The organism is Protofrankia sp. Cj5 (assembly GCF_917627405.1).
Taxonomy (GTDB): domain Bacteria; phylum Actinomycetota; class Actinomycetes; order Frankiales; family Frankiaceae; genus Protofrankia.
The window spans coordinates 17,166-27,747 of sequence record NZ_CAKJTO010000061.1 but is presented as its reverse complement, the minus strand read 5'-3'; the positions used below and the strand labels follow the sequence as shown (position 1 = coordinate 27,747).

Sequence of the window (10,582 nt, the reverse complement as noted above, 5' to 3'; positions counted from 1 at the left end):
ACCTTGCGGGATCCGTCGCGGGCAATAATGCTGGGGAAGACACCATGATCTCACCGGCTGACGCGTCCGGCCCGGTGGCGGGCGCCGAGCCCGCGGTCGCCGGGGATGCTCCCGTCACCGGGGGCGCCCTTGGCGAACCCCAGGCGGTCGCGATGGATCCGATCGCCGAGGAACCCACCCGGCGCGCGCGCCGGGCATTGGGCCGCAGCCGCGGGGGGAGGGGCTCGTTCGCCCGTGAGCTGCCTGTCCTCATACTGGTCGCCTTCCTGCTCGCACTGGTCATCAAGGCATTTCTCGTGCAGGCGTTCTGGATACCGACCGTCTCGATGGAACGGACCCTGCTGGTCAACGACCGGGTTCTGGTCAACAAGCTCGTCTACCGCTTCAGGGACGTCCACCGCGGTGAGATTGTCGTGTTCAACGGCGACGGCACCGGCTTCGAGCGGGCGGAGACCCTGATCGACCCGCCGAGCAACGTTGTCTCCCGTGCCGTGCGTGCGGTTCAGGGTGTGTTCGGCCTCGGTGCCCCCAGCGACAAGGACTTCATCAAAAGGGTCATCGGCGTGGCTGGTGACACGGTGGCCTGCTGCGATTCCCAGGGCCGGGTGACGGTTAACGACAAGCCCCTCGATGAGCCGTACGTCTATGAGAACAGCCCGGCTGGCTCCGGGCGCGAGTTCGCCCCGGTGAAGGTGCCTGCCGGCGAGCTGTGGGTCATGGGCGACCATCGCAGTGAGTCCTCGGATTCACGGGTGAACGGGACCATCCCGGAAAGCAAGGTTGTCGGTCGTGCCTTTGTGCGGGTCTGGCCGCTGGGGCGGATGGCGATTTTGTCTCCGCCGAACATCTTTGCCACCGCTACCGGTCTGCCGGCGGCCAGCCTCCCGGTTGCCGGCCTGGCCGCGGCTGGCGTGGTGGCGGTGGGCGGGGTCGCCGTATCGCATCGGCGATCACCGCTCGGAAGGAGCAGCCCGGGTGGCGACGGTGGATCAGCCCGGCACGGCGATCGCCCCGAGCGGCGGTCGGACCGACCCGCGCGGCGGCGACGGCGTCAGCGTCCAACCCAGCCGCCCACTGCTGTTCGCTCCGGCCAGGGCGACGATCCGGCGTGATGCCGGGCTGTGGGGGTACGAGCGTGCGCTCTGGCGCCGGGGGCTCGCGCCCGTTGCCGGGGTCGACGAGGCCGGGCGGGGCGCGTGCGCTGGTCCTCTTGTCGTCGCGGCCGTCGTTCTCCCCAAGGGCGGATCGCGAAGCATCGGCACCTTGGCCGACTCCAAACGGTTGTCCGCCCGTCTGCGCGAGCAGGTGTTCGACGACATCCTTGGTGTCGCCCAGGCGTGGACGACCGTTGTGATCGATGCATCCGAGATCGACCTGCGGGGTGTGCATGTGGCGAACATCACTGGAATGCGCCGCGCGGTGGCTCGGCTGCCGTGGCGTCCCGGGTACGTGCTGACCGATGGCTTTGCGGCGGCGGGTTTGGGAGTCGAGTCCACAGCCGTGCTCAAGGGGGATCAAGTGGTGGCCTGTGTGGCCGCCGCGTCCGTCGTTGCCAAGGTGACCAGAGATCGGATCATGAATGATCTGCACTCTGCGTACCCCGAGTATGATTTTGCGCAACACAAGGGGTATGTCACAGCAGGGCACGCCGCGGCACTGGCCGCTTACGGCCCGTGTGATCAGCATCGGATGTCGTATGTCAATGTGGCAGAAGCTCAACGCGAACGACTGTCGCGGCTGGAGGATGTCGTGACACGAACCGGGCTACGCAGCGCGACGGAGAGCGCATGAGCGCCGAAGATCTCGAGAAGTACGAGACCGAGATGGAGCTCCAGCTCTATCGCGAATATCGTGACGTCGTCGGTTTGTTTTCCTACGTCATCGAGACGGACCGTCGTTTCTATCTTGCAAACGACTATCAGATCGACGTCCGTAACAGCGCGGGTGAGGTCTTTTTTGAGCTCACTCTGCGTGATGCGTGGGTATGGGATATGTTCCGGCCGGCACGGTTCGTGAAGAACGTGCGTGTGGTGACGTTCAAGGACATCAACGTTGAGGAGCTGACCAAGGCGGAGCTCTGATTCTTGATCACCATCGAATATCGGTGATCTTTATCGTCGATATTCGGTCGCTCTGATGGTCAGCGTGCGCTGGCCGGTAGTAGCGTGTTTGAGATCGGGCTTTCGATCAGTGAGCCGCGTCCAGGCGCCCCTTGGCAAGGCGGAAGGCCGAAGCGATACCGGATGAGGTGTATCGGTGTGGCTGACAACGCAGCCAGGGGGCGCCTGGACGCGGCGAGCCGGAATGATGATCTCAAACGGACGGCGAAAGTGTCAACGGAAGCCTCGTTGGCTCCGCCCAGCCAGCGGTCCTGACCAGCCAGCGGCCCACCTCGCTGAGAGCCTGTTGTGAGGCCTGCCGCGCCGCCCCAGCCTGCATCCAGCCTGCATTGTGTGCCTTGCCGGGTGCCTGCGTTGCCGGGTGTGTGGATAACTTCAGGTTGTCCACAGAACATCATCATTGTTCGCCAATGCTCGACCCACCGATCACTCTGATCTCCACGGGCGCGTCCGTCGCCTGTGGAGGGGAGCGGGCGATGCGGGTCAAGGATGCGCTCGGGCGGTTCGGTGAGGACACCGCGGTCCGGTATCTGCTGCAAGGCGGAATGGAAATTCTCGACCGCAACTGGCGTTGCGCGGCCGGCGAGATCGATATCGTCGCCCGGGACGGTTTGTGTCTGGTGTTCTGCGAGGTCAAGACCCGTTCCAGCGACCGGTACGGGACACCTGCGCAGGCTGTGGTTGCGGGCAAGGCCGCTCGTATCCGCCGGGTGGCCGCGCAGTGGCTTCATGATCATGAACATGAGCTGGCGGTCCTGCGCTTCGACGTGGTCGAGGTGTACCGCCGCCGGGACAGCCCGATTCGGGTGGAACACCTGCGAGGGGCGTTCTGATGGCGCTCGCACGGGCGTTCAGCGTCGCCATCGTGGGGGTGCACGGCCGTCTCGTCGAGGTCGAAGCGGATCTTGCGAACGGGCTGCCGGCCTTCACTCTTGTCGGGCTGCCGGACGCGGCGCTGCACGAGGCCAGGGAACGGATCCGTGCCGCGATCGTCAACTCGGGCCAGGCCTGGCCCAGCCAGCGGATCACGGTTGGGCTGTTTCCGGCGACTCTCCCGAAGTCCGGGAGCGGGTTCGACGTGGCGATGGCCGCCGCGGTTCTCGGCGCGGCGGCCACAATCCCCCCGACATCCCTGCACGGCCGGGTGCTGCTCGGAGAACTGGCGCTGGACGGACGGCTGCGGCCCGTCCGTGGGGTGCTGCCTGCGGTGTTGGCCGCGCTCGGCGCAGGTCTCGAACGCGTGGTCGTCCCCGAGGCGAACGGCGCGGAGGCTGCCTTGGTCCCTGGGGCCGTCGTTGAACCGGTGAAGGACCTCGACTGCCTGGTGCGCCTCCTGCGCGGTGAGTTCACGCCGGGTCCACCGTCGATGATCACGATGAATTCATTGCAGGCCAGCGTCGAGGATGTCGGCGATCTTGCCGATGTGGCGGGCCAGTCCCGCGGTCGCCTGGCGGTCGAAGTAGCGGCGGCTGGCGGCCATCATCTGTTCATGCAAGGGCCGCCGGGCAGTGGCAAGACCATGCTGGCGGAGCGCCTGCCGGGGCTGTTGCCCGCGCTTGACACCGAAGCCGCTCTTGAGGTCACCGCGGTGCACTCGGTCGCAGGGCTGTTGCCGGCAGACTGCCCGCTCGTGGTCCGGCCGCCTTTTCGCAGCCCGCACCATTCAGCAACGCCGGGAGCACTCGTCGGCGCCGGTTCAACCGTGCTACGACCGGGGCTGGCCAGCCAGGCGCATCGGGGGGTCCTGTTTCTTGACGAAGCTCCCGAATTTGCTCGCCTCACCCTGGATGCATTGCGCCAGCCTCTGGAAAGCGGGGTGATCGAGCTGGCGCGGGCCCGGATCAGTGCCCGGTTTCCCGCCCGCTTCCTGCTGGTGCTGGCGGCGAACCCGTGCCCCTGCGCACGTGCGGGCGGCGCTGGGGCCAGGCTGTGTGACTGCCCGAGCCTGGTTCGCAGGCGTTATCTCTCCCGGTTGTCGGGACCGCTGCTCGATCGGGTGGATCTGCAGGTGGAGCTTGCCGCGCCGAGCCGCGCGGAGCTGCGGGCGGACTACAACTACGCGGAGACCTCCGCGGTGGTGGCCAAACGTGTCCAGAGCGCTCGTGATGCCGCTGCCTGCCGGCTGGCTGGGACACCGTGGCGTACCAGCGCCGAAATCCCCGGTCCAGCGCTTCGTCGGCTGTGGCCGCTGCCGACCAGCGTGACCCGGCTGGCAGACCGTGTCTTCGAGTCGGGTCAGCTGACCGCCCGGGGTCTTGACCGCGTCCTGCGGATTGCCTGGACGCTCGCGGACCTTGCCGGCGTGGCGTGCCCCGGACCGACGCAGCTCGGGATGGCTCTGGACCTGCGCCTGCCAGGGCGGTCACAGTGACTGTCGACGGTGAGCGGTTGGCGCGGGTCGCTCTGGCACGCGCGGTCGGGTCGGACAAGCCAGAGATCAGCATTGAGGTTGCCCGCCGCGGAGCGGCGTCGGTCTGGGCCGATCTGCGGCTCCGGCATCCCGCTGTCGACCCGGTACGGGATCTGCGCCTGCTGGACAACCTCGGCGGGCGGTTGCTCTGCCCAGGTGACGAGGAGTGGCCGTCCGTGCTGAGCGTGCTCCGCGACATGCGCGCTGCCGATGCCCGCACCGAACCGGGCGAACCGCTTGCCTTGTGGGTGTACGGAAATGGAGACCTTGGCCAACTGTGTGAGCGGGCGGTGGCGGTCGTGGGGGCGCGCGCGGCCACTCCTTATGGCACGACCGTGACCGCCGATCTTGCCTCGGGGCTGTCGGAGCGGGGCTGGACGGTGGTCTCCGGGGCGGCCTTTGGTATTGACGCGGCCGCTCACCGCGGTGCGCTGGCGGCAGGCGGGCCGACGATCGCGGTTCTTGCCGGCGGGGTCGACATCGCCTATCCACGAGCTCACACGGAGCTGCTGACGCGCATCCGCGACAACGGACTGCTGTTGAGCGAGGCCTCACCGGGTAGCCCTCCCTACCGCGGCCGTTTCCTGACCCGTAACAGGATCATCGCCGCGTTGGCCAGGGGTACGGTTCTGGTCGAGGCAGGCCATCGAAGCGGTGCCCTGAACACGGCCCGACACGCCCGGCGGCTGGGGCGTGTGGTCATGGCTGTTCCAGGACCGGTCACCAGCGCGCTGAGCGTGGGCTGTCATCGTCTGTTACGGACGCACCGTGAGCAGACTGTCTTGGTCACCGATGCCGCCGAGGTCTGCGAGGAGATCGGCGCGGTAGGTGAGCTCGCCGGATACCCGCCGGTACCGGCGGGCGTCCGTGACGGCCTTCCCGAGCTGGTCCGGCGTCTGCTCGATGTCATGCCGGCGCGGGGATCGGTGGGTGGGGCGGTGCTTGCCGAGCGGGTGGGTGAGCGGCCGGAAACCGTGCAGGCGCTGATGGGCCCTCTGGTTGTGGAGGGTTTGGTGGAGCAACGAGGCGGTGGGTATCGCCTGACGGCGTTGGGCCGAGCGCCGTCGGCTGGCGCGCCGTCTCCGCCGGACGCCGGGGAAGGAGCATGATCGTGCATTCGCTGGGGCCGCCCGTCGATGTTGACGCGGCGGCTGTGACAGGGCACGGTCGGACAGGTGGATAGTCGGTTATATGGTAGATGATATTGCTATCCGTGATGATGGAGCTACCTGGGATGCCGCGATCGGCGCATACCTGAGGTACCTGTCGACCGAGCGGAACCGGTCGGTCGAGACCATCCGCGCCTACACAGCCGATCTCCGTAATCTGTGCGACTTCGCTTGTGGCGCGGGCTGCCGTGAACTGGCGGAGCTTGACCTCGGCGTGCTGCGCGGCTGGCTCACGGCGATGCGCGCCGCCGGTGCCGCCACCGCCACCGTAGCCAGGCGAGTGTCGGTCGCCCGTGGCTTCAGCGCATTCGCGGTAAGGCGCGGCTGGCTGCCTGTGGACGTCGCCGATCGGCTCGTGAGCCCTCGGCGGTCGACGGCACTGCCAACCGTGCTGACGGCCATCCAGGCATGGGAGATGCTGGTGGCCGACCCACGGGCGGTATCAACCGGGCCTCGCCAGGATGCGCTCGACACGCGGGACAGCACGGTTGTCGAACTGCTGTATGCGACCGCCACCCGTGTCAGTGAACTGTGCGGTCTTGATCTTGATGATGTTGATGACGAACGGCGACTCGTGCGGGTGGTGGGCAAGGGCGGGCGTGAGCGGGCAGTGCCTTTCGGCGTGCCCGCGCGGCGTGCGCTGCGAGCATGGCTCGACATCGGCCGGCCGGTACTCGCGGTGCCCGGTAGCGGCCGGGCGCTGTTCCTCGGCGCCCGCGGGCGCCGGCTGGACCCGCGAACGGTCCGGCGTATCCTGAGCGCTCGGGCCGCGGCTCACAGCGCCCGGCCGGTGACCCCCCATGGCCTTCGGCACTCCGCCGCCACCCATCTGCTGGAGGGCGGTGCCGATCTGCGTTCAGTGCAGGAGCTGTTGGGGCACGCGAGTCCCGCGACCACGCAGATCTACACCCATGTGACGCCGGAGCGGCTTCGCGCGGCGTTTGACCAGGGGCACCCGCGGGCCTGACAGCGGCAACCGGGTCGGTAGGTGGGTTCAACCGACCGGTAGCAGCCTGGGATGACGACGCGGCAGCAGGCTGAGTGGATTGCGGTAGAGCGGCCCATCGAGCAGGCCCCAGTGCAGACAGGCGCCGGCGGGACAACCGGGATGTCCCCCGACGAGCCGGCCGATGATCTCGCCGGAGGCCACCGACCGGCCTGCGGGGACAACCGGGGTGACCGGCTCGTAGGTCGTTCGCAGCGACCCGTGATTGATCGTGATAACACCGCGTCCGGCAATCATGCCAGCGAACGAAACGGTTCCCGACGCTGCGGCGCGCACCTGCGCACCTACCGTGCTCACCAGGTCGACACCGCGATGGCCCGGACCGTAAGGCGTGACAGGCGGTTCGAAGTCCCGGCCAATGATCAGAGGGCCGTCCAGCGGCGTACGCCAGTGTGATGTCGGCAGGCCCCGCACAGCGGGTGCCGGTGATATCGGGCCCGCGCCGATGGTGGTCACGTTAGATGGTGATGGTGGGGACAGTGACGGTGGGGACGGTGAGGTTGCCGCCAGGGCACGGAAATCAGCTGCCGCATGCGGCCATTTGGTGACAGCGAAGGCGGCCAGCACGGCCACGACGAGGATGAGAGCTCGATAGCGGGACGGCGGGATCATGGCGTTCCTTGTGGTCTGTGGTCTGTGGTCTGTGGGCGTCGGGCGGGCGCGGTTGCCCTGGCTGCCACGCTGCCCGCGCCGGAGCTTCCGGTCACGCCTGGGATGACGCCTGTGGACAACCCGCCGAGAAGCGCGGTGCGGGTGGGCGTAGGATCGAAGGCACGGCTCGTGCCGTCGAGCTGAATCCACGCGCCCTTTCTCCGCCCGCCTTCCCGGCATGGCGGGGAAGGCTTCCTCGGTCCGCCGTTCCCGCGGTGGTAGGGGCCAGCAGGGCGTCAGGGGCCCCGGTCGCCGGTCGGGGCCTGCAACCGAGGTGCGCCGGTCCGCCTGGCGCAGGAAGGGAGCGACTAGCCATGGCTGTCGTCACCATGAAGCAGTTGCTTGAAAGCGGCGTCCACTTCGGGCACCAGACAAAGCGCTGGAATCCGAAGATGAAGCGCTTTATCTTCACCGAACGCAATGGCATCTACATTATCGATCTGCAGCAGACGCTGTCCTACATCGACCGCGCCTATGATTTCGTGAAGGAGACCGTCGCCCACGGCGGTACGGTCCTGTTCATCGGCACCAAGAAGCAGGCCCAGGAAGCCATCGAAGAGCAGGCACAGCGGGTCGGTATGCCTTATGTCAAGGAGCGCTGGCTCGGCGGGATGCTGACGAACTTCTCGACGGTCTACAAGCGCCTCCAGCGGCTGAAGGAGCTTGAGGAAATCGAGCTGACCGGCGGCACGGAGGTCCGGACGAAGAAGGAACAGCTTGTTCTTTCCCGTGAGAAGGCCAAGCTTGAGCGCACCCTCGGTGGTATACGCGATATGGCCCGTGTGCCGAGCGCGGTCTGGGTTGTCGATACGAAGAAGGAGCACATCGCCGTCGGCGAAGCGCGCAAACTGGGGATTCCGGTGGTGGCGATTCTGGACACCAACTGTGATCCAGATGAGGTCGACTACCCGATTCCCGGTAATGACGACGCCATTCGCAGCGCGACCCTGCTCACTCGGGTGGTGGCCGATGCGGTGGCGGACGGGCTGCGCTCCCGCGCGGGCGGATCGACGTTGATGGACGACAAGCCCGACGTGCCCACCGGGGGAGAGCCGCTGACCGCCTGGGAGGAAGAACTTCTGCGTGGCCGGGATGCGGTGGCGGTGGCCGAGCCTGCGGCGGCGACCGCATCCACCGAATCCGCAACGGCTGAACCAGCGTCCGAGCGGAAGGCCGACCACGAGCGCAACGGAGCGGGCCAGATTGATTCCGACACCGTCACCGCGGTGGGTGCTGCCGCGGTTCGGGTCTGAGAAGATCTAAAAGATACCCTTCCGTGCTCGGCGGCTTCGGCCTAGGGCGTGTCTGATGGATCGTCGATCGCTTCACCCCTCGCCCGAACGCTTCGCGTCCGCGCGGGTCCCTGCACTCGATGCCCAGCGAGTGTCCTGGCGCATTGCTGCCCCGGCCGCTTTGTGTGCCGCCCAGGGGCGCTGGCTCGTCGGTCCGGACAGGACACCGCTGTCCGGACCTCCGCCGCTGCGCGGGTCGCTGCCTGGATCCTTGCCCACCTTGACCACCATCCATCAGATATGCCCCAGCGGACCGACGGTTTTTGAGAAGTGATCGCGAAACGGGGCCGGCGCGCCGGCGATGACGGCCTGGCGGTGCTGGCCCCGCGAATACGCCAGCCCATGAGCCCCAGCCACCAACAGCCACCAGTAGCCAGACGGAACGAGAAGAACACCATGGCAGAGATCACAGCCGCTGACATCCGCAAGCTCCGGGAACTGACCGGCGCTGGCATGAGCGACGTCAAGAAAGCGCTCGTCGAGAACGACGGCGACTTTGAGAAGGCCAAGTCGTGGCTGCGAGAGAAGGGCCTGGCACAGGTTGCCAAACGGGCCGGGCGCAGTGCGTCGAACGGTCTGGTCGACTCCTATCTGCACAAGACCGACCCGCAGCTGCCGCCTACTATCGGTGTTCTGCTGGAACTGAGGTGCGAGACCGACTTCGTTGCCAAGACCGATCAGTTCAAGCAGCTCGGGCGTGACATCGCGCAGCACATCGCGGCGGCCGACCCGCTCTACGTGACCGCGGAACAGATCCCGAACGAGGTCATCGAGCAGGAAAAGAAGATCTACGAGGCCACCGCGCGCGAGGATGGTAAGCCCGAGGCAGCCCTCCCGAAGATTGTCGAAGGCAAACTGAACGGTTACGTGAAGTCGGTGGTCCTGCTTGAGCAGCCCTGGGTCCGGGATGGTAAGATCACCATCCGCGCGCTGCTCGAACAGGCTGCCTCAGCTCTTGGTGAAAAGATTGAGATTGGTCGTTTCGCCCGTTTTAACGTCAAGCAGAGCTGACCGTACTTCCCGCCGCGTGCAGGCGAACGGGCCGGATGCGCGGCCTGAGATGTTCCCGCGTGCGGAGGTGAGGCAGACTGGCCGGCAGTGCACATCCACCGGCCGATGATCGTGGCTGACGGCGAGGGGGCCGATCGTGACCGATAACGCCAGCAGGGATGCAGACGCTCCAGCCGGTCGTGAGTTGGCGGCGGTGCGCTGGCATCGTGTGCTGCTGAAGCTGTCCGGTGAGGCGTTTGCCGGGGGCGAACCCCTCGGCATCGATCCGGACACGGTGGCCACCATCGCGCGCCAGATCGCGGAGGCGAGCCGGACAGGCATTGAGGTCGCGGTCGTGGTCGGTGGCGGCAACATGTTCCGTGGCCAACGCCTTGCCGAGCGTGGTGTCGACCGTGCCAGGGCCGACTACATGGGGATGCTCGCCACCGTGATCAACTGTCTTGCCCTGCAGGATGTCCTGGAGCGTCAGGGAGTCGTGACGCGGGTGCAGACGGCGATCGCCATGGGTCAGGTCGCCGAGCCTTACCTGCCTCTGCGGGCCATCCGGCACCTGGAGAAGGGCCGTGTTGTCATCTTCGGGGCGGGGCTGGGCGCGCCGTTCTTCTCCACGGATACCACCGCCGCGCAACGGGCTCTGGAGATCAAAGCACAGGCTGTCCTCAAAGCGACCAAGGTCGACGGCGTCTACGACGCGGATCCCACGACGAATCCCCACGCGGTTCGGTTTGATTCGCTCGTCTACGGCGAGGTGCTGGCTCGTGGGCTGAAGGTCATGGACGCTACGGCCATCAGCCTGTGCATGGACAATCGGCTGCCGATCATGGTTTTCGACCTGCTGACGGAGGGGAACATCCTGCGGGCCGTCCGCGGTGAGAAGATCGGCACTCTGGTCAGTGTGGACGAGGGCGGAACGGAAGGATGAT

At 67.0% G+C, this 10,582-nt stretch carries 11 protein-coding genes; 10 read left to right on the top strand and 1 reads right to left on the bottom strand.

Going from position 1 to position 10,582, the window contains the following annotated elements; translation table 11 throughout:
- The 7 genes from lepB to MJ777_RS14360 form a co-directional block, all read left to right on the top strand.
- Positions 1 to 1,112: signal peptidase I (gene lepB, locus MJ777_RS14390; RefSeq protein ID WP_370652725.1), on the top strand; the 1,112-nt coding region annotated here is incomplete at its 5' end.
- Complete coding sequence (locus MJ777_RS14385; RefSeq protein ID WP_239376733.1) at positions 1,078 to 1,791, top strand: ribonuclease HII; 714 nt, start codon at positions 1,078 to 1,080, stop codon at positions 1,789 to 1,791. The genes lepB and MJ777_RS14385, both read left to right, overlap by 35 nt.
- On the top strand, positions 1,788 to 2,081 hold the full coding sequence (locus MJ777_RS14380) for a DUF2469 domain-containing protein (protein WP_239310639.1): 294 nt from the start codon (positions 1,788 to 1,790) through the stop codon (positions 2,079 to 2,081). The genes MJ777_RS14385 and MJ777_RS14380 overlap by 4 nt, the downstream gene beginning before the upstream one ends.
- A 515-nt stretch (positions 2,082 to 2,596) precedes the next feature.
- On the top strand, positions 2,597 to 2,953 hold the full coding sequence (locus MJ777_RS14375) for a YraN family protein (protein WP_239310638.1): 357 nt from the start codon (positions 2,597 to 2,599) through the stop codon (positions 2,951 to 2,953).
- Positions 2,953 to 4,491, top strand: a complete 1,539-nt coding sequence (locus MJ777_RS14370; RefSeq protein WP_239376729.1) for a YifB family Mg chelatase-like AAA ATPase — start codon at positions 2,953 to 2,955, stop codon at positions 4,489 to 4,491. Before MJ777_RS14375 ends, MJ777_RS14370 begins: the two co-directional genes overlap by 1 nt.
- Positions 4,488 to 5,639 (top strand): DNA-processing protein DprA, encoded by a 1,152-nt coding sequence (gene dprA, locus MJ777_RS14365; RefSeq protein ID WP_239310474.1) that lies wholly within the window; start codon positions 4,488 to 4,490, stop codon positions 5,637 to 5,639. The genes MJ777_RS14370 and dprA overlap by 4 nt, the downstream gene beginning before the upstream one ends.
- Before the next feature lie 82 nt (positions 5,640 to 5,721).
- Positions 5,722 to 6,666 carry a tyrosine recombinase XerC gene (locus MJ777_RS14360; protein WP_239347671.1) on the top strand — a complete coding sequence of 315 codons (945 nt, stop codon included), beginning with the start codon at positions 5,722 to 5,724 and terminating at the stop codon, positions 6,664 to 6,666.
- Between the two features lie 27 nt (positions 6,667 to 6,693).
- On the opposite strand, the gene MJ777_RS14355 is transcribed toward MJ777_RS14360, so the two are convergent.
- Positions 6,694 to 7,317: a murein hydrolase activator EnvC gene (locus MJ777_RS14355; RefSeq protein ID WP_239347670.1), complete on the bottom strand. Its 624-nt coding sequence runs from the start codon at positions 7,315 to 7,317 to the stop codon at positions 6,694 to 6,696.
- A gap of 353 nt (positions 7,318 to 7,670) precedes the next feature.
- Between MJ777_RS14355 and rpsB the strand changes: the two genes are divergently transcribed.
- From rpsB to pyrH, 3 genes are all read left to right on the top strand, one after another.
- Complete coding sequence (gene rpsB, locus MJ777_RS14350; RefSeq protein ID WP_239310477.1) at positions 7,671 to 8,609, top strand: 30S ribosomal protein S2; 939 nt, start codon at positions 7,671 to 7,673, stop codon at positions 8,607 to 8,609.
- A gap of 435 nt (positions 8,610 to 9,044) precedes the next feature.
- Entirely contained in the window at positions 9,045 to 9,659 is a 615-nt protein-coding gene (tsf, locus tag MJ777_RS14345) for a translation elongation factor Ts (RefSeq protein WP_239310478.1), read from the top strand.
- A gap of 136 nt (positions 9,660 to 9,795) precedes the next feature.
- Positions 9,796 to 10,581 (top strand): UMP kinase, encoded by a 786-nt coding sequence (pyrH, locus tag MJ777_RS14340; RefSeq protein ID WP_370651605.1) that lies wholly within the window; start codon positions 9,796 to 9,798, stop codon positions 10,579 to 10,581.
- The last annotated feature ends 1 nt before the right edge of the window (position 10,582 follow it).

Coding starts and splice junctions, on each gene's coding strand:
- MJ777_RS14380 (WP_239310639.1), top strand. CDS start 1,788: ATGAGCGCCGAAGATCTCGAGAAGTACGAGACCGAGATGGAGCTCCAG.
- MJ777_RS14375 (WP_239310638.1), top strand. CDS start 2,597: ATGCGGGTCAAGGATGCGCTCGGGCGGTTCGGTGAGGACACCGCGGTC.
- MJ777_RS14370 (WP_239376729.1), top strand. CDS start 2,953: ATGGCGCTCGCACGGGCGTTCAGCGTCGCCATCGTGGGGGTGCACGGC.
- MJ777_RS14360 (WP_239347671.1), top strand. CDS start 5,722: ATGGTAGATGATATTGCTATCCGTGATGATGGAGCTACCTGGGATGCC.
- MJ777_RS14355 (WP_239347670.1), bottom strand. CDS start 7,317: ATGATCCCGCCGTCCCGCTATCGAGCTCTCATCCTCGTCGTGGCCGTG.
- rpsB (WP_239310477.1), top strand. CDS start 7,671: ATGGCTGTCGTCACCATGAAGCAGTTGCTTGAAAGCGGCGTCCACTTC.
- tsf (WP_239310478.1), top strand. CDS start 9,045: ATGGCAGAGATCACAGCCGCTGACATCCGCAAGCTCCGGGAACTGACC.